10 protein-coding genes and 5 pseudogenes are annotated in these 19,064 nt (G+C 58.6%); 6 read left to right on the forward strand and 9 right to left on the reverse strand.

What is annotated here, in order from left to right; translation table 11 throughout:
* Nucleotides 1–686 precede the first annotated feature (686 nt).
* The 5 genes and pseudogenes from NKJ12_RS26770 to NKJ12_RS26790 form a co-directional block, all read right to left on the reverse strand.
* Nucleotides 687–2,888 (reverse strand): xanthine dehydrogenase family protein molybdopterin-binding subunit, encoded by a 2,202-nt coding sequence (locus tag NKJ12_RS26770; protein WP_352706154.1) that lies wholly within the window; start codon nt 2,886–2,888, stop codon nt 687–689.
* A gap of 3 nt (nt 2,889–2,891) precedes the next feature.
* The gene (locus NKJ12_RS26775) at nt 2,892–3,350 is read right to left on the reverse strand and encodes a (2Fe-2S)-binding protein (RefSeq protein WP_352467057.1); all 459 of its coding nucleotides are present in this window, start codon (nt 3,348–3,350) and stop codon (nt 2,892–2,894) included.
* A 237-nt stretch (nt 3,351–3,587) separates the two neighbouring features.
* Nucleotides 3,588–3,914, reverse strand: a pseudogene (locus tag NKJ12_RS26780) (DUF4917 family protein); the annotation flags it as partial.
* Nucleotides 3,915–4,559: 645 nt separating this feature from the next.
* Entirely contained in the window at nt 4,560–5,975 is a 1,416-nt protein-coding gene (locus NKJ12_RS26785; protein WP_352706157.1) for a mannose-1-phosphate guanylyltransferase/mannose-6-phosphate isomerase, read from the reverse strand.
* Nucleotides 5,976–6,168: 193 nt separating this feature from the next.
* Nucleotides 6,169–7,206 (reverse strand): nodulation protein NodZ, encoded by a 1,038-nt coding sequence (locus NKJ12_RS26790; RefSeq protein ID WP_352706159.1) that lies wholly within the window; start codon nt 7,204–7,206, stop codon nt 6,169–6,171.
* Between the two features lie 798 nt (nt 7,207–8,004).
* Between NKJ12_RS26790 and NKJ12_RS26795 the strand changes: the two genes are divergently transcribed.
* From NKJ12_RS26795 to gmd, 3 genes and pseudogenes are all read left to right on the forward strand, one after another.
* The gene (locus NKJ12_RS26795; RefSeq protein WP_352706161.1) at nt 8,005–8,478 is read left to right on the forward strand and encodes a hypothetical protein; all 474 of its coding nucleotides are present in this window, start codon (nt 8,005–8,007) and stop codon (nt 8,476–8,478) included.
* Nucleotides 8,479–8,845: 367 nt separating this feature from the next.
* Nucleotides 8,846–9,162 (forward strand): annotated as a pseudogene (locus tag NKJ12_RS26800) (nodulation factor ABC transporter ATP-binding protein NodI); the annotation flags it as partial.
* A 131-nt stretch (nt 9,163–9,293) separates the two neighbouring features.
* The gene (gmd, locus tag NKJ12_RS26805) at nt 9,294–10,364 is read left to right on the forward strand and encodes a GDP-mannose 4,6-dehydratase (RefSeq protein WP_023718702.1); all 1,071 of its coding nucleotides are present in this window, start codon (nt 9,294–9,296) and stop codon (nt 10,362–10,364) included.
* 126 nt (nt 10,365–10,490) lie between these two features.
* Here the strand turns inward: gmd and NKJ12_RS26810 are convergent.
* Nucleotides 10,491–10,769 (reverse strand): annotated as a pseudogene (locus tag NKJ12_RS26810) (integrase core domain-containing protein); the annotation flags it as partial.
* 914 nt (nt 10,770–11,683) lie between these two features.
* Between NKJ12_RS26810 and NKJ12_RS26815 the strand changes: the two are divergent.
* Both NKJ12_RS26815 and NKJ12_RS26820 read left to right on the forward strand, forming a co-directional pair.
* Nucleotides 11,684–11,956 carry a hypothetical protein gene (locus tag NKJ12_RS26815; protein ID WP_352706163.1) on the forward strand — a complete coding sequence of 91 codons (273 nt, stop codon included), beginning with the start codon at nt 11,684–11,686 and terminating at the stop codon, nt 11,954–11,956.
* A 96-nt stretch (nt 11,957–12,052) separates the two neighbouring features.
* Nucleotides 12,053–12,778 carry a thermonuclease family protein gene (locus tag NKJ12_RS26820; protein WP_352706263.1) on the forward strand — a complete coding sequence of 242 codons (726 nt, stop codon included), beginning with the start codon at nt 12,053–12,055 and terminating at the stop codon, nt 12,776–12,778.
* A 37-nt stretch (nt 12,779–12,815) separates the two neighbouring features.
* Here NKJ12_RS26820 and NKJ12_RS26825 read toward each other — a convergent pair.
* Nucleotides 12,816–13,295, reverse strand: a pseudogene (locus tag NKJ12_RS26825) (transposase); the annotation flags it as partial.
* A 155-nt stretch (nt 13,296–13,450) separates the two neighbouring features.
* On the opposite strand from NKJ12_RS26825, the pseudogene NKJ12_RS26830 reads away from it, so the two are divergent.
* Nucleotides 13,451–14,488, forward strand: a pseudogene (locus NKJ12_RS26830) (IS110 family RNA-guided transposase).
* A 407-nt stretch (nt 14,489–14,895) separates the two neighbouring features.
* Here NKJ12_RS26830 and NKJ12_RS26835 read toward each other — a convergent pair.
* Complete coding sequence (locus NKJ12_RS26835; protein ID WP_352706166.1) at nt 14,896–16,674, reverse strand: ATP-dependent helicase; 1,779 nt, start codon at nt 16,672–16,674, stop codon at nt 14,896–14,898.
* Nucleotides 16,667–18,472 (reverse strand): ATP-dependent nuclease, encoded by a 1,806-nt coding sequence (locus tag NKJ12_RS26840; protein WP_352706168.1) that lies wholly within the window; start codon nt 18,470–18,472, stop codon nt 16,667–16,669. Before NKJ12_RS26840 ends, NKJ12_RS26835 begins: the two co-directional genes overlap by 8 nt.
* Nucleotides 18,473–19,064 lie beyond the last annotated feature (592 nt).

Consider the following 19,064-nt stretch of genomic DNA (forward strand, 5'->3'; position numbering starts at 1 on the left):
TGCAGACCATCGACAACCCGTTCGGCACGAGGTTGTCACCCATGTCTTAGGTACATTCTGTTACCCATGTCTCCGGGTCGTACCCAGGAGCCAATGGTGGGCCCGGAGGGTATTCAGAAAGCCATAAAAATCAATTGGTAAGAGATCAGTGGGACTTCAGAGTATTCAAATCTTTTCCAATGTTTTTCAATGTTGTTGTCCCACTCAGAAGTGCCTCAGTCCACCAAGCCGACGCACTGAACGCCTCACTCGGAAGGGAGGTTTGCGCAAGGCGAAAGGAAGATCGCGTCGGTGTGCAGCCTTCCTGAGAAAGGTCGCGGTAGCGCCAACTGCTGACGCTCAGCGCGAAGACATCAATGTCCTGTTATGGGGCCGTCAGAGGACCGGCCGCTTGTCGCGCCAAGAAGCGATAGCAGACATGCAACTAGGTGGTACAAAATCTCTAGCGTGACCCTTTCGAGACATTTGCGTGCGGCATTTGCGTCTCGAAAGCGGTTCTTTAGTGCTACCAGCACCAACGACCGTCGGCGGTCGTTCAGAACACGGGTTACCGTCTCTAAACCGTATATTGGACCGGGCAGCCGCCGGAAATTGATCGAATGGAGGTGATCGCATGTCAGGAGGCGTTCAAAAACGACCTACGACCGCGATCTTCATCGCGGCCGTTTTCATGGTGTCATTCCCGGCTATGCTGACAAGTTCTTTATGATCGGCAGCTTGCGGATCGTCTTGCCCGTCGCCGCCCGTAACGCGTTGGCGACGGCCGGGCCGATCGGCGGCACACCCGGCTCGCCAACGCCCGTGGGCGGCTCGTCGGACGGCACAATGTGCACCTCGACGCGCGGCATCTGCTCGATCCTGAGCGGCATATAGGTGTCGTAGTTCTCTTGGTCTACGACACCGCCCGTCAGGGTCAGCTCCTCCTGGAGGATCGCGCCTAGCCCGAAGCCGATACCGCCCTCCATCTGAGTGCGGATCTGGTCAGGATTTATCGCGGTGCCGCAATCTACCGCGCAGACGACGCGGTCGACTTTGAAATCATTTCCATCGTTGAAGGTGATCTCGACCACCTCGGCGACATAAGTCGAGAGGCTTTCATGCAGGGCCACGCCGCGGAAACGGCCTTCCGGCAGAGGCTTGTCCCAGCCTGCCTTCTCAGCAGCCAATTTCAGCACGCCGGCATGCCGTGGATGGTGACCGAGCATCGACATGCGGAAGTCGACCGGATCACGGTTCGCAGCGGCGGCGAGCTCATCGATCAGGGTTTCCATTGCGTAAGCGGTGTGGGTGGAGCCTACCGAACGCCACCACAGCACTGGGATGTTCACGTCCGTGGTGGTCAGCTCGACCTTCAGGTTCGGGATCGCATAGGGCAGGTTGGTGGCGCCCTCTACGGAGGTCGGATCGATGCCGTTCTCGATCATCGCCGCAAAGGGCGAACCGCCCGCGATCGATTGGCCCACGATGTGGTCATGGAGAGCGACGACATTGCCTTCCTTGTCGAGCCCCGCCTCGACTGCGTGCACATAGGCCGGCCGGTACCGCCCACCCCGCATGTCGTTCTCGCGGGTCCACTGCACCTTCACTGGCTTGCCGGGTCCCAGTGCACGCGCTGTGGAAACAGCTTCGATAATGAGATCTGCGTCCGAGACCGCTCGGCGGCCGAAGCTGCCGCCGGTCTTCATCACGTGCAGCCTCACCTTGTCCGGCGTGGTGCCGCCTACTTGAGCGGCAGCCGCCTGATAAAGATCGGGCATCTGGTGTCCGCCCCAGACGTCGATGGTGCCGTCTTCGTTGATTCGGGCGGCCGCGTTGAGTGGCTCGATCGAAGCATGGACAAGATAGGGGAATTCGTAGTGCCCTTGGATGACTTTCTCAGCACTGGCCAACGCTGCGGGAGTGTTACCGTCGTCGCGCGCGGTGGCCGCGCCCGGATCGTCTGCTGCCTTAGTGTATTCGGCCATGATCTCGGCCGTGCCGCGCCTTTCGGCCTTCTCTTCGTTCCAGGTCACCTCCACGAGATCGCGGCCCTTGAGCGCCGTCCACATGTCCCTGCCGACCACGGCAATGCCGCGCGGCGTCTGGACGACATCGACAATGCCGTCGAGTGCCTTGGCCTTGGAGGCGTCGAAGCTCTCGATCTCAGCGCCGAACTTCGGCGGATGGATCATAACGGCCGTATTGAGTCCATCCATCTTGAGGTCGATCGTGTAGGTCTGCGCGCCATTGGTCTTGCCGGCGGAATCGTAGCGCTTGAGGCTGTCCGATCCGATCTGGGCCCACTTGTCGCGCGGCTTTAGCGGCACGTCGTCGGGAACCGGCATTCCCGCTGCGGCTTCAGCCAGGTCACCGAAGCGCGCCTGCATCCCTGAGGCGTGCGACACGACCCCGGAAGCGACTGTGATCTCGCCGGCTGGCACGTCCCACCGCTGCGCCGCGGCCGCCACCAGCATGGCCCGTGCGGCAGCACCCGCCTTGCGATAGCGCTCCCACGACGAGCTCATCGACGTGGAGCCACCGGTTCCCTGCGCGGCCCCGCCCCAGGCGAGATTGCCGTAGAGCGCGGTATTGCCATATCCGCCGACCACGTGGACCTGCGCCCAGGCGCCGTCGAGCTCTTCCATAACCAGGGTGGCGATGCCGAAATAGGAGCCTTGTCCCATCTCGAACTGCGACGAGTGGATGACGATTCGGTTCTCCGGTGTGATCTCGACATAGGTCTGGAAGGGGTTCGCCTGGACCGCTGCAGGCGTCGTTTGTGCGTTGGCGGGCGCGGCCATTATTAGCCGGTAGCCCACGGCGAGGCCCGCGGTGGTGACGGCCGTGCCGAGGAGGAACTGGCGGCGCGTGGGCCCCACGGCATTATGCTTCGGGAGAAACTGCAACATGCCTCAAGTCTCCAGCCGGTTGGCGGTCTCGTGGATGGCCGCGCGGATGCGATGATAGGTGGCGCAGCGGCAGAGATTGCCGCTCATCGCCGAATCAATATCATCGTCCGTCGGCTTCGGCGTCTCTGTCAGGAGGGCCACGGCCGACATGATCTGGCCAGACTGGCAATAGCCGCATTGAGGTACGTCGAACTCGGCCCACACGGCCTGGACCGTTTCGCCGATCTTGCCCGACACGCCCTCAATGGTGGTGATCGAGGCTCCTTCGATGTCGCCGACTGCGGTCTGGCACGAGCGCGTCGGCATGCCGTTAACGTGAACCGTGCAAGCGCCGCACTGGGCAAGGCCGCAACCGAATTTCGTTCCTGTGAGTCCGATGCCGTCACGGATCGCCCAGAGCAGCGGCATCTCTGGATCGACGTCGAGTGTTCGCGCCTCGCCATTGAGGGTAAAAGCGACCATGGCTTGCTCTCCTTGTCCTGAGCTGGCTATCTCGTTGCGCCTCCGCCCGGCTAGGAACCGGACTCTTCTTGCTGAGGCATAGCGACCACAGACTAGGATCGCGCAGCTCGAGCAACAAGCCGCTAGCTGGCAATCGCGAGATCGTGAAGTGGCTCGTGTCGAAAGGCTGGAGGCAACTGAATGTCATTTTTGGGCCGACCGGCCGGTCAGTTTCCGGCTCAATGACCTGGTTGGCAGTCATTCCGCTTCTAAGCCTAAACCCCAGACATGAACTGTAGCAGCATCATAAAAGACGACATCAAGCGGCGATTTTTCGTTGCGCTGCACCGCTAGCTCGTTCGCGTGGTTCATGATCCGCTGGTTATGCGCGGATGCTGGTTCACCATAGATGCCAACACCGAGCTTGCGAAACTTGCCACGCGCTATGCGGTTAAGGATGTGGTCGTCATTCGTAGCGAGCGAATGGCCGAAAATGAAGAAGCAATGGCTGGCGGTCTTCACATTTGCGGTGAACTGCTTGAAGCCTTGGTACAGGTAGGCATTGTGACGGATCTTCGCCTTCTTCTGGGCGCTGGTGGGCTGATGAAGGGCGGCTTAGGGTCATGATTTCCAGTTCATCGCGCTGCAATGACCGATGAGTCACAGACGCTGCATTTCGCGCTAGACCGCAGCTGCGGTATTCTCGATCATACGCTCAGCCATCCTATTCGCACCTCGTTGCCGCCGTTCGCCGCACCTATCGATCGGAGGCCTTCCAGCCTCGCGATAGCCGCGCTATGTGGCTGCACACAACCTGACGACGAACAGGAGCAAGATTGGACATAGAAGCCAGCACAAGATCGCCCTTCCCTGTCCTTGCTCGTTTTCATGCGAAAACAATCAAACTGAGTGCTGCGGGGATAGCGAGGTCGATTTGGCCCACTTCAGAGCAAAGTCGGCCATAAGCCATTGATACAATTTTGGTGGGCCCTAAGGGTGCTTGGAAAGTCAGAAATATCAAAGGCTATTCGACAGTGGGACTGTGTTGCGTTACTATGCTCTCCGGTCTTTTCCGGTTGATTTGTCCCACCCCTGATGCCGATTGCGGTCCTTCGCCGCTGCCTTGGTCAATTCCCGATTCCACAAGCATCCGGTCCTGAGTGGGCAGACGGCCTTCCTAGTGGTAATTAGTCAGCGACACGTTGACCGTTCTCCTCATGCGGGTGAAATCTACGTTCGACCATATACGTCGTCGAAGCGAACGATATCATCCTCGCCGAGATAATCGCCGCTCTGCACTTCAATGATCACTAGGTCAATTCTGCCTGGATTCTCCAGCCGATGCTTATGGCCGCAGGGGATGTAGGCTGATTCGTTTGTCGCCAGGAACGACTCCTGCTCGCCATTGACGATTTTCGCGGAGCCGCTGACCACGACCCAGTGCTCCGAACGATGATAGTGCATCTGCAGGCTCAGCCGCCGACCGGGCTTCACCTCGATGCGTTTGATCTTGAAGCGCTCGCCTTCCTCAAGAACCGTGTAGGTACCCCACGGCCGGTGTACCGTGCTGTGGACCAGGTGAGCTTCATGTCCTGAAGCCTTGAGGCCCTCGAACAGCTTCTTGACGTCCTGAACGCGGTCGCGGGATGCGACAAGCAAAGCGTCCGGGGAATCGACGATCACCAGATCGCTGACACCGACCGTGCCGATGACGCGCTTGTCGGAGCTCACATAGCTGCCGGTCGTGTCGACCATATGCACATCACCGCGTATCCTGTTCCCGCTTTCGTCGGCGGCGATCAAATCGGCCATTGCGTTCCAGGATCCGATGTCGTTCCAATCCATGTCGCAGGCAACCACGGCAAGTTTGTTCGTCTTCTCCATGACAGCGTGGTCGAGCGAGATTCGCGGCGCGGAGCCGAAATGCTCAGGCGCGAGTTCGATTTTGGCAAAGCCTTCGCCTTGACTGAAGCGGCCGTTCTCGTAGCTATCGGAGACGGCCTGGATCACCGCGGGGCAATGCGATGCCATCTCGTCGAGCATGGTTTGTGCGCTAAAGCAGAAAATGCCGGCATTCCAGAAGAAGCGCTTGGACGCAACATAGGCTTTGGCTGTGTCCAGATCCGGTTTTTCAACGAAACGGACGACTTTCTCACCATCCGCTTCGATATAGCCGAATGCCGTGTCCGGTCTGGTTGGGGTGATGCCCAATGTGGCGATCCGCCCGAGCTTCGCATGTTCGATGGCCCGGCACATGACGTCTAAAAATGCAGGCAGGTTGCCAACCATGTGATCGGCTGGGAAGACGCATAGAATCGCGTCAGGGCCTTGCGTTGCCTTGGCATGGATGGCGGCTGCCGCAACGGCTGCGGCCGTATCCCGGCCTTCTGGCTCGAGCAGAAAGGTGCGTGGCAGGACCACGGAATCTAGTTCGTCGAACTCGTCCTTGGTAAGGAAGAGATGTTCCCCAGATGTCACGGCGACGAGTTCCACTACGCCCTTTATCGAACCGACGCGCAACACAGTGTGCTGCATCAGTGAATGCCCGTCTGCCACTTTGAGGAAAGGTTTAGGGTGCGATTGCCTTGAGGCGGGCCATAGCCGCGATCCGGCTCCGCCGCTGATGATGACGGGAACCACTTTCATATAACAACCTCGATTTCGTCTCTGGAGTGATTGCCCGCGCCCTTTCGAGCGTTAGCGTCACGATCGCCGTCGCTCTGGCTTGGTCTGCGGCCTCCGAGTAACAGCGAAGTTCTGGCGCGTTGCCGAACGGCCTCACATGACGACGCTATCGGTATCGTACGACGCTTCCATGGCCTCGATGAGAAATGGACATTCAACTATGCCTGTTGGTTGCATCCGCCGAATTGTGCAGGTGACGGGTCTTAACTAGACCAGAGATTCTTTTGCTGTCTTCTATCAAAATCAAACGACTTGGCTCCTTCAGATCGAACTCAATTACGCGTGGTACGAAAAGGCGTGCATATCGTGTAAAGGCGCTCGTCGGAGGAAACCGAATTACAGTATCGCAGCGCCCGAGAAGATACATCTCAACGAGGGCGGAAATTGCGCCGTCCATCCCAAGTGCTGCAGTGTGTAAGGGGCCGTCTTGATCGGATCGGAAATGCTTGGGGACGGTGAGAAGATCGGGAAACTTGGCCGACAGATGATCCAGGATTTGCGCGCTGTCCGTGCACAAGAACAGCCGCACAGGCTTGGGGTGCGGTAACGCTTTAGCCTTATTAACCGCAGTGCACACTTGTCGAACGGCGAACTCCGGATCGGCCCAGTAGGGCGCATGGTCCATGATGTCTTCACCGTTACCATGTCGAACATGAACCCCGATGATGCTGTGCCCCTCAAAACATTCTTGGTAAATGGCATCTATGCGTGTTTGAATTTCAGACCGAGGCTTGACACTCTGGAACACCTGCCGCTCTGCATCCTCATCGCAGCGCCACATCAAACAAGCGTCACACACTACTGTGTTCGCTGCGACATCGTGTTCGGCCTGAAAGAGCTCGCCCAACTCGTCGCGCTCTTGGAAAATCTGCTCATCTGGGCGGTAAAGGCAGTCGATCGCTGGCCTATTCCACCACTCCGGGAAGAATGGACCCGGGAAGGAAAAGTCGTTGATCCGGTCGTCGCAAATAGCCGGTACGCCAGCGATGTCATTGATCGGTTGGAAGAACACCGGAAAAGCATTTGTGAAGGGTTGGTCGAGATAGCAGGACCCCCGCCAGTCGATAGCTAGCGTTCGTCCCGACCGCTGAGCGTAGCGCCAAGCGGCCGCCAGCGACCACAGACAATCACCGAACCCTGTACGCCTCTGAGAGACGACGAACCGGCGCTTTACCAATCCACTGACCTGCATTTTCGGAAATCTCGTTTCAGAGACGAGGTTGCATCCGGCTTGGGATCTCTTAATCGATACTAGTCGACCGTTACGCCGGGCGATTTGGTAGAGGCTGCGCGTGGGGCAGAAGAGCTCCCTCAGCACTGCCTATCCTTATCTCTGTGACGCTCGCAAATCTTGACGCCGGGTACACTCGCTTCCGGTTTAAATTCAGCGTTCTCTAATGCGCCCGGCGACATGTGTAAAATTGATTGCGTGAATGTGGCCCATCCATGTGATGGATACTAAGGCGGTTCCTTGACCATGAGCCTCTGCTGACGTGGGGCCGCGCTTTGCTAAGCGAAACAGCCGGTCGAGGCAGTCAACAAAGTCCCTTTTTCAAGTCCAATTCTTAACTGCCTCAACGTAACATGTCATTTGCGGGCGTTTCCTGAAGGACGGATGTGCAGGACCCGCCGGCCGTCGAATGTCAGGCGCAGGCCATCCACGTCATTTATGGCCATCATGGCGTCCGGTCCCATCGAAAGATGCGACACGGCGCCCTCTGACGCTTTCAAGTGCGCCAATATGGCGCAACTCCTGCCGGATAGCTTTCGAGCCGGCTGGACTGAGCGACTGGCACGCGATGCTGTGCGACGATGGCCGAGAGAGGAATTTTGGCGTCTGCAGCCATGTGGAGGATCGTTCCGACGGTTCTGCGGGTTCTCGGTGTCAGAGCCGACACCTGTGCGAACCCGCTCTCGTCCGTTTTCGACAGGCCCTTGAGGTTCATGACCCTGTTATTCGCCGAGATCACCCGCCAGTTCAGCGATCCAGGTGAAGATCGGCACGCCTGTCGATGCGGCGATCATCGCCTCGGCCAGCGAAGATGATGAAGAGGGCCATTGGGTCAAGTACAAGCGCCGACCAGCGTTTCATTGCTTCAAAGCCCATTTCGGTGCCTACGCCGATACGGCCCTTGTCGAGGAGATCGCCGTCTCGGCGCCCACCGAGGACGGCAACGCGGTTCCTGATGCTCTGCCCGACAATCCCGGTGAAGTGTTTGCCGACAGCGCCTACCGAGGCAATCATCTCGGCGACGCGGTGCGCGCCAAGGGTGGAAGGCCGCGCATCGTCGCAACCGCTATGTGGGGGCGCGACGAGGCCGAAAGCTCGACGCCTGGAACCAACCGATCCACAGAATTTGTACTCGGATCGAGAAGATCTTCGGCACCTGTAGCCGGATGCGATGGCGAGGGCTGGCAAAGGCGGCCGTTCAAATTCGCCGCGCTGCGATCGCCTACAGTATGAAACACAGTTTGATGGTCGCCTCGTCCCGCCCATCGTTGAAGCCCAGCCACCGTTTTCGGGCTAGCGCGCCCGAAATTCCTTGGAGGTCAATACGTAATGCCCTACCCGGCTTTTCGCCGCCGTCTCAGATGTGCGGTTCGCCCGAAGCCCCCGACTGCCACGAACTTTGTCTTCGCGCGGAGCGAACCCTCGCGCCCACGACTTGTGCCGCCGATGGTGCCGCGCTGCCCTGTCAAACAATCCATTTTATGGATGCACCTCATCCAAACAATCGATTTCACTGATCAAAACAATTTCCATTAGAAGACGCTGAAGCAGGCAAAGATTACTTGGTCAGCGCAAAAGAGGGATGGTGGAGTTCTAGTGTGGGTTGGACCCACATGCTCGCCATTTTATCTGGGAACTGCTACGTGCCCTGTTGGCGCAGGGCAATACGATTCTACTGGCCACCCACTTCGTGGAAGAAGCGGAGCGGCTATGCAACCGACTGTGCGTGCTTGAGAACGGATGTAGAATCCCAGAAGGGCGTCCTAACTCGCTGATTGATGAGCAAATCGGGTGCGACGTGATTGAAATCTATGTCGCTCACCCCGTGAGCTGAGTTCGGCACTCAGGCCGCATGTGCGACTTAGGCAGGTTAGCGGCGAGACTCTGTTTTGCTATGCCTCGAAGCAGGAGCAGGTGTGCTCGCTGGCTGACACTGTCAATGACGAGCTCCGCGCCGCATCTGTCGAAATCCTACCATAGGGTATGAGGCGGGCCGCCGGTGTGGCGAGCCAGATTCGAAACTTCAACTACCATAGAGCAGGAAGAAAATGGGCGAGAACAGGAAAGTTGCTCTAGTTACGGGCATAACGGGACAGGATGGTGCCTATCTCACGCGTCTTCTGCTGGAAAAAGGCTACGTCGTTCATGGGATTAAGCGACGTTCCTCGTCCTTCAACACGGGTCGCATCGAAGACATCTACCAAGACCCGCACGATCCCGATCCGCGCCTAATTTTGCATTACGGTGACCTCACTGATGCGACTAATCTCATCCGAGTAGTTCAGGAATCCCAGCCAGACGAGATTTACAACTTGGCCGCTCAGAGCCATGTCCAGGTGTCGTTCGAAACGCCGGAATACACAGCAAACGCCGACGGTATCGGAACATTGCGACTTCTTGAGGCGATCCGCCTCCTCGGTCTGAAGGACAAGACCCGTTTCTATCAGGCCTCGACTTCAGAGCTCTACGGCCTCGTGCAATCCGTACCGCAGAACGAAACAACGCCCTTTTATCCGCGCAGCCCTTACGCCGCCGCCAAGCTCTACGCCTACTGGATCGTGGTCAACTATCGCGAGGCCTATGGTATCCATGCTTCCAACGGCATTCTCTTCAATCATGAAAGCCCACTGCGCGGCGAAACTTTTGTGACGCGCAAGATCACCCGCGCCGCCGCTGCTATCTACCTCGGCAAGCAGGACAAGCTTTATCTCGGCAATCTCGATGCTCAACGCGATTGGGGCCATGCGCGTGAGTACGTGCGTGGTATGTGGATGATGATGCAGCAGGATCAACCGGATGATTACGTGCTGGCGACGGGCAAGACGACCCCTGTCCGCCAATTCGTCGAATGGGTTTTCGAAGATGTCGGCGTCGAGCTCGAATGGCGTGGTGAGGGAGTCGACGAAAAGGGCTATGATGTCGAGACCGGCAGATGCCTAGTCCAGGTAGACCCACGCTACTTCCGCCCCACGGAAGTCGATCTTCTCCTGGGCGATGCCACCAAGGCGAAGGAGAAGCTCGGCTGGGTGCATGAGACATCCGTGCGCGAGCTCGCCGCGGAAATGGTGCGGGAAGACCTCAAGGTCATGCAGACATCGGTAATAATGAAGGAAGCATAATGTACGATCTGAAGGGAAAAGCCGTGTGTGGGTCGCGGGCCACAAGCATGGTGGGCAGCGCTGTTGTACGCCGCCTCGCGTCTGAAGACTGCAAAGTTATGGCCGCCCTGACGTTTCCCCGAAATTTTATCCAGTCGTGAGTTCGTTTCCGGGGGTGGATTTGCCCTGATGGGCGGTGGACGCGACGGGTGCTGGCGCGGAGCGTTTCATGTTGCGCAGCGCGAGCGACCGTCGCGGGTTGAAGGTCGATGCAAATTCGTTGGGTGTCTGCCATCCGATGTGCGAGTGCGGACGCGCGCCGTTGTAATCGGCGCGCCATACATTGAGCCTCGCGCGGGCCTGGGCCAGGGACGTGAACCGCGTCTCGTTGAGGAGTTCATCGCGAAGGGGGCCGTTGAAGCTCTCGCGTTAGGGTCCTAGCCAACCTCTGACTGTGAACTCGCGGAAGCGATTTACGGCAAGCGCACACAGCAGCTCGTCCATGGCGTTCGTACATGAACTTTGGAAACTTATAATACTGGTACACACCTCCATGGCGGAACATTCTCTCCAATATCTCAGCGATTACCGGATAGCTATCTGCCTTCACCTACCTCGGCCTAGTGCAGAATCTTGGCCGAATGAACTCGGCGCTCTTGCTGCACACCAATGGTCCGTCCCGCGCGATGCGATCATACCGCCCCAGCTTACCTTCAAATCCGGCACTGGCGAGTATCTAGATCCAAGCCGACGGCGCCGGGGATCAAATAAAAAGCCGCCGACCGAAGCCAGCGGGCTTGATTGGGGTGGCCCGCGCGGACGGTCAAGGCTGCGCCGGCCGACCATGGCGGAAAGACCACCTTGGTCAACGGCACGGCCCGATGACGGCGTGCCGATGTACCACAACATGCGGCGAGCCTTCCGCCGTCGCGGAAAAAAGCCCGCCGGTTTTGAGCCAGCGGGCAAGTTCTGGAGTGGCTGAGATCAACCCAGCATCAGTCAACGACCGACGGAAGGGTTGGTTGCAGTGGATGCCAGCTAGCCGCAGCATGCTGTGAATCGTAGCAATGTGAAAAACAAAACTCTGGACTTCTAGGTCGGACTCGCCCCAATATTTGTTTGGGGGAATTCACATGAAAATTGGAGCACTCATCGCAAGTGCAGCCCTGTGCGTCAGCGGCTGCTCTACGAGCACTGTCGTGTCGGACAGCGATCTCACGGCAATGAATACCGTTGCGCTATGTCACGTTCTCGCCAGCAGCACGGAGGAACAGTATCCTAGTCGGGTATCGGCCCTTCTAGTGCGCAGGCGCGCAACAGCGGAGAAGTGCACCAGGCTTGTGCAAACCGACAATGCTGTCGCGGCAGGCATAGCGGTCGCGGTTGTCGGCGGCGCAGCTGTGGGTGTCGCTGCCAACAACGGCTATGGAGGCGGAACATATTACCGGCCACCGCCCCCACAAACCTATGGCGTCGCCTGGGACCAATTCTATGGCCAGAACTACAGCGTTATCTGGCGCTGCCGCGACCGGTCCACCGGGCGGTTCGTTGACGACTACTATTGCGCCGGCCTGCCCATGGTTGACAGCGCATGGCCGGGCTGGTCGGCGTAGCCGATGAGCAGGCCATACCGCAAATATCGATTCAATCGGTGGCAGAGACCCACCGGTGCCAAGCTGTGGCGGCGCCAACTTGCGAGCGTGCCGGCAATGCTCGGTCTTACGGCAGCGGCGGCACTGGCCGCCTTCCTGGCGCCGTCGGGCGCGCAACGTAGCGACGATGCATCAAAGGCCAGCCCACGAAGGGCGGCGCCCGCCTCGCTTACCGGTGTCGCTTCCGTCATTGACGGCGACACGATCGAAATCCACGGCCAGCGCGTCCGTTTCAACGGCATCGACGCGCCAGAGAGCCGGCAGCTGTGCCGCGATGCGAATGGCGCCGAGTATCCTTGCGGCCGGCGATCGGCCGAAGCGCTGGACACTTTCCTGGCCGCGTCGAGGCCGCTCGAATGCACATTCGTGACGTGGGACCGCTACCACCGCTTTGTCGGCGATTGTCGGCGCGCTGACGGCGCGGGCGTGGCCGCCTGGATGGTCGAGCACGGCCAGGCGCTGGATTGGCCTCACTACAGCCAGGGCGCCTATGCGGGGCAGCAGGCGAAAGCCCAAGCCTCAAAGATCGGCCTGTGGGCCGGGACGTTTCAGGCACCCTGGGAATGGCGCGCTGCGCACGCCGACGGCGCGGCGCCGTCGAGCCGCCCACTGGGCGTCATCAGCCGTAAGCTGGTCGCGCAGAGCGGCTATTCTTGCGAGCCGCGGAGAACGTGCAAGCAGATCGGTTCCTGCGACGAAGCCAGCTGGTACCTGCAAAACTGCTCATGGGGCGGAAAACTCGATCGCGACAAGGATGGGATCCCATGCGAAACACTCTGCTAGCTGAAATGTAACGGAGTAAGCGCGCTACGGCCGTTTCGATCCCGCGCTGACGATGGGCGTCGGCGACGATCATGCTGGCATCGACCGCAAAGCCTTCGCCGCCGACGAGCCCTTCAGCTATGCAGCGCCGGACGACGGTTTCGAACAGTTCGCGCAGCAGGTCGGCATCGCGGAAGCGGCCGTGGCGGGTCTTGGAGAAGGTTGAGTGGTCAGGCACATCACCCTCGAGACCAAGCCGGCAGAACCACCGATAGGCCAGGTTCAGATGTACCTCCTCGCACAGCCGGCGCTCCGAGCGGATGCCGAAGCAATAGCCGACGATCAGCATGCGGATCAGCAGCTCAGGGTCGATCGAGGGACGGCCGATCGAGCTGTAGAAGGGCGCCAGATGCTGGCGGATGGCGGACAGGTCGACGAAGTGGTCGATCGCTCTGAGCAGGTGATCCGCCGGCACATGCCGCTCCAGGCTGAAGCCGTAGAACAGCTCCTCCTGCATCACACTTTGCTCGCCCATCATCGACTCAATCTCCTCTTACGACGAAGATTGAATCAGATGGGATATTCGGCTTGAGCCCCATCTTCGACGGTGATGGACGGAGGTGCTGCGCTCCGAGCTGATGATAGAACGTGGTCTGCAGCTACAGCCACAAGCATCAGGAAAGGAAACGCAGCATGAAGCATTATGCCGGATTGGATATCTCGGTAAAAGAGACCGCCGTTTGCATTGTCGATGAAACTGGCAAGATCTGCCGCGAGGTCAAGGTGGTCAGCCACCCCGACGACCTCACCGCGGTTCTGAAAGATCCCGCCTAGCGCATCGAGCGGATCGGGCTCGAGGCCGGACCGTTGTCGCAATGGCTGTTCGAAGGCCTGGCCAGGGCCGGTTTGCCGGCAATCTGCATCGAGACCCGACACACCAAGGCATTCCTCAAGGCGCGGCCGAACAAGACGGATCGCAATGATGCGCGCGGCATCGCACAGATGATGCGCGTCAACCTGTTCCGCCCGGTGCATGTCAAGACGCTGACGAGCCAGAAGCGCCGCGCGCTGCTGACGGCGCGCAAGCTGCTGCAGGAAAAGGCCCTCGCCATCGAGAACGACCTGCGCGGCCTGTTGCGCAATTTTGGGCTCTAGGTTGGCGTCGTCGGGACCGTCAAGTTTGAGGATCGGATTCGCGAGCTCGTCGAAGGACGCTGTGAACTGGCCGAAATTGTCACGCCGCTGCTGGAGGCGCGCTGCAAGCTGCGAGAACAGTTTACAGTTCTACATCGCAGACTTCTGAGAATCGTGCGGGACGATGAGGTCTGTCGGCGCTTGATGACGATCTCCGGCGTTGGTCCTGTGGTGGCGCTGGCTTATACCGCGACGATCGACATTCCACAGCGATTCAGAAACTCCAAAACGGTGGGGTTCATCCTGGGACTGACGCCGGTGCTCAACCAATCAGGTGAAAGTCACCGCGTCGGTCGCGTCTCGCTGTGCGGCGACGGGATGATGCGCACCTTGCTCTACGAAGCCGCCCAAGTGATGCTAACGCGCGTCAAGAAGTGGTCATGGCTGAAGGCGTGGGCGATGAATGTCGCCAAGCGGTGCGGTCTGCGAAAAGCGATCGTCGCACTCGCCCGCCGGCTGGCGGTCATCATGCACCGCATGTGGGTGGACGGCACCGAATTCCGCTGGACGCGGGAGGCCTCGCCAGCCGCTATCTGACCGGGAAGGCCGTAAGGAGAGAGACAAGTTCCGCCACCGGCGGAAGCACGTCCTTCGCGGGACGATGGATGAGGCGAGTTCGTTGAAGCACTCGGACCGGTCGCTCACTGCAGCCGATCAGGCCGCGAATCAGATTGTGCCGCTTCATTCTCCTGATCCCATGCTGGGAGGGCTAAAGCCGATCCCGTAGAGAAGCGAGGCCCCGCGAAAGACGTCAAACGCCGGAGAAGCCGCAAGCTCGAAAGCGCTTGACCTCAACATGCCGAATAGAGAAGTGCTTCAGGACTGCTGCAACCCGGACTTTTTCAACACTATCGGTTGGTCGCTGGCGAAAGCAGACTCCTTGAAACCTCGACAGATGGGAAAAAACCAAACGGCAGACTTACTATGATCCACAAACCACGCAGCTAGCCTATAAGTCGCTCCTCCACCTCGCTGACAAATTGCGAGGGATTGTGCGCGGAATACACGATATGCACCTCCCGCTTTGCCCTGGTGAACCCGACGTAGAAGAGCCGCCGTGCCTCGACAAGTCTTCGACCCGAGTCACCCGTGCGGGGTATTCTGCCTTCATCCATTCCGAACATAACCACGGCTGAAAATTCGCGCCCCTTCGAGCTGTGTAGCGTAGTCAGCTTGAGGTGATCTCCGTCACTCTGTCCGGCGAACTCCGACAGGACCATGTGGCTGCAGTCTCCATCCGTGCATCGGTCCAAAAACGTCAGGAACGTCTCGCGTTCGTCCTGGAGAGACCGAGCGCCGGTGAGCAGGCCGGACAGGAGCTCCGTATACAGGCTTTCGAGCCAGTCGCGCAGGTGCACTGTCGCATCGCGGCGATCCCAAAGAAACTGAACGAGCTGTCTCTGGAATTCCAGCTGCGCAATTTCGTCAGGCAGCTCCTCGGAAAAGAACCTCGATCCTTCGTTCGCGACTCTGATGAAACGTGGCACGCCGGTTCGCCACCCGGCACAACACCATTCTGCGCATAGCTCGATCCATCTCATCAAGCGGCTGTTGCGCGGGTATATGGAGTTCCCGTCGGTTCGCAGTATCGCGACGGAACGTGCCGCGGCAGCCGTTGCCAAAGCATCCCCGATCCATGCCGCGGGATACACGAGGGCAACGTCGCCAATCCCGATGCCCGGTAATCTCTCTTGAATGGCCGGTAGAAGCGTATCGAAGACATAGCTTGCCTGCTGATCATAGCTCCCTCCGGGCCGAGGGTGGAAATAGACTGCTCCCTCTGGCGAGCCTTCGGCTGCCTGGTAACCTCGGTCTTCTCCCAAGGCATAAGTGGAGGCTGTGATGATCCGCGACCCACTGCGGTAGTTCAAGCGAAGTTGCACCGTCTCAACGTCTGTGCGATCGGCTATCTGCTGGAGCAGTTCGGGATTCGCACCGTTAAATCCGTAAATCGACTGATCGACATCTCCGACCGCGAATAGGCGCATTCCAGTGCTGAAGCAAAAGCCCATTACCATACGGTGTAGAGCTCGACCCAGATCCTGATACTCGTCTACAGCAAGTATGGGATATTTGGCGAGTACCGCTCTCTGCAGCCAATCATGCTGCCGTAGTGCGCGAACTGCCAACAGGGGCATGTCGTCGAAGTCGATGCGTTCGAGCGATCGCAATTCAGCTTCAAACGCTTCCACGAGCGCCGCCATCCTTGGGTCTGATTCTCGCCACTGGGCCGTTTCCCGGTTCAGGATCGAACGGCGGTATGTCCCCATCGGGAAATCCAAATTTTGCGGGTTCTGCGGTCCCCCGCCTATGCGCCGATAAGCTCTGTCTAATGCAAGTGCCCGCTCTGCCCGCGTCGCAACTTGAAAGTCGTCTGGCAAGCCCATCCGCGCGACTTTTGCGTAAGGGAGAATGATCTGCGTCAGCGAGAAGGAGTGAACCGTGCCGATGAAGACGCGTTTGCTGGGTTCGACCCCCAAGGCGCTGAGGCGGTCCTCAAGCTCTCGCGCACACTCGTTGTTGTAGGTGATGCACGCTATTCCGCGGGGCTCTTCTACATCCTCGGCGAGCATTCTCGCTAGCTTAAGGGTCAGTATCTTGGTCTTGCCGCTTCCCGGGCCGGCGAGAACAACACAGTGCCCGGTTGAATCATAGGCGTCCCACTGACCTTCATTCTCACGAAGGTCCTCGGCGGCTCGGAGATAGATCTTTGGGCTAGACACGGGCCGCCACGAACTCCAGCGCTTTGCGGATGTATGCGGGCGGTTCAATGCCGGCTATCTTGGAAGCGAGGCGCTGGGCAAAGCGGCCTTTTCCTGGCATCTCGATCATCTTGAGATACTCGTCGACGTCGAGGTCGCTGTTGTCGGCGCGCCAATCAGATATCTTCTGTTTTCGAGTGGGTCCGAACTGGACGGTGTCGAGTACGTCCAGGATTTCGTCTGCGAACTCCCCCTTGAAGAGGTCCACTTCCAGCGTGTGCGCATTGGTGAAGATGCCGAACTCCTCGAATTTCTCCGCGAGGTCGTCTTCATCCTCATCATCGTTGACCCGCTTGATCTCATCTCTGAGGCCCGCAACATTGCCTCCATCTTTAAGTCCTTCGATCAGAAGACACAGCTTTGTTGCGCGGGCGATGCCTAGCGGTGTTTTTCCTGGTGCAGGATCCCAGTCGGTGATTACGGCAATCGGAATCCCGAGGGAGGTCAAGAACTTCACGTAGGGCCTAAAATTCGTTCCCGCGACCGAGCAGATCGAAATCCCCAGCTTGTCGAGGTCGATATTCAACTGTTTTGCGAACTCGGGAACGAGAAACTTCTCGGCATCTCCTTCGACCAGAACGATACCGCGTGCAAATAGGATTTCCGCGCGCGTTACGTCCAGGTATCGCGCAAGATCGTCGCGCTCGGTGGTCGTAAGGGTCATCTGCGCGGCGGATGTGGCTACGGTTCCCTCGTTAAATGCATCCTTCAGCAAAACGATGGAATTCAGGGGCGCGATGCTCGCGATATGCGGAGAATGCGTTGTCAGAAATATCGATATGGAGCCCACATCATCTCGCCCAGCAAGGCCAGTGAACAGGTGCCGATAGACGGATCGCTGCAGGTGTGGATGGAGATGCGCCTCGGGCTCCTCGATGGCGAAGAGCGTGTGATCTCTCTTGTTCTCGTCGATCTGGCGCTTGAGCTCCAGTGCCTTTAGCGCGAGGAAAACGATGTTCGATGAACCGAGGCTGGCGTCTGAGATCGTCCGCTTGCCGTCGTCGATCAGCAGCCTGACGTTACGATACACGCGGGCAATGTCGGTTGCTCCAAATCCAAGGCTCGGTTTCACATCTTGCTTGGTACCACTGAGCTGCAGGAAGAGTGTCCGAAGATCGTCTTGTAGTTCATCTACGGCATCGAAGTCGGTCAGCTGCGCGGTAGCCGTCTCGATCGCGTCCTTGATGGCTTCTAGGTCGTCGCGGTCAACACTGCCGAACGCCGATTCGACCAGAGGCCTTAGCGGAGAGCGTCGCCAGTTTGACAGGTCGGCCTCTGCGTCTCTGAGTGCAGGAAGCAAGTCCATCACTATCCGTCGCCGAACGTCGTGACCGAATCTCTTGGTTTCACTCTCTCCACCGAAGCAGATGAACTCGTAATCATCGTCGGATGCAGGAGCGCCGGGGAGGTTGGCGAGCGGGCGAAACTCGTAGGAGAGGCGGACAATGGACGGATCGGCGTCCAAGCGGAAATCTGTCAGGACGCGCAGAACGTCGAGATCGCTTTCGAAATCTTGTATTTCAACCGAGACCGAGATCGTGTCGGTTGCGCTTGGCGTCGCCACTCCGTCCCAAAAATCCGCCAGCGTGAGTTGCCTTGCGCTGTCTGGAAGCGTCGGGTCAAAAATCAGCCTGAGTGCGTACAGCAGATTGCTTTTTCCGACCCGGTTCTCGCCGACAATGACGGCACTTCCGTCGAGCTGGACGTCCAGGTTTTTGAAGTTTCGGAAATTGCGAATTTTGAGACGTGTAAGCTTCAAGTCTACCTCTCCGATTTCCGAGCGTCGTTGCTTAGCCTGACGGCGGTTGTAGCGGGTGCGACGACGATTCGCTGACAAAATTGCCGGTGATGCGACCGAATCCAACGCGGGTTAGCTACGTTCGCGATCATGTTTGCTGAAGCCTCCCTCACAACGCTCCAAAAACCTCATCCCAGACAAGAGCGGTTTGTGTCTGACCGCTCTCTATGTTGGCCATGCTCAACTTGGATAGCTCGACTCGAAATCGGGGGCTTCGCAGACCGTGTTGCCCGCGAAATTCTGCGCTCGAATCCAGTATCGGTGCTACGAATGCATATTGTGACATTACGATTTATGCATTTTGAGCGCTGCGCGAATAAACTCTCGGAAAATCGGCGATCTGCGTAGCTCTGAGATGAGTTCAGCTTCGAGTGCCGGGTCAGCCGATCTCGGCGCCGGCCAAGAGTTCAACAGACTGGCCATGCGAAGTCGCATTTTCGTCGAGACAGGCTCTTTTCCAGCAAGAACTTTCGATAAGTGGCCTTGGTCGACATTAAGGCAAGCCGCTAGGTCCATCTGTGTCATGGAGGTCTCGCGTCGCTTGAGATCAATC

Source organism: Mesorhizobium sp. M0195, from assembly GCF_040322115.1.
Classification (GTDB): domain Bacteria; phylum Pseudomonadota; class Alphaproteobacteria; order Rhizobiales; family Rhizobiaceae; genus Mesorhizobium.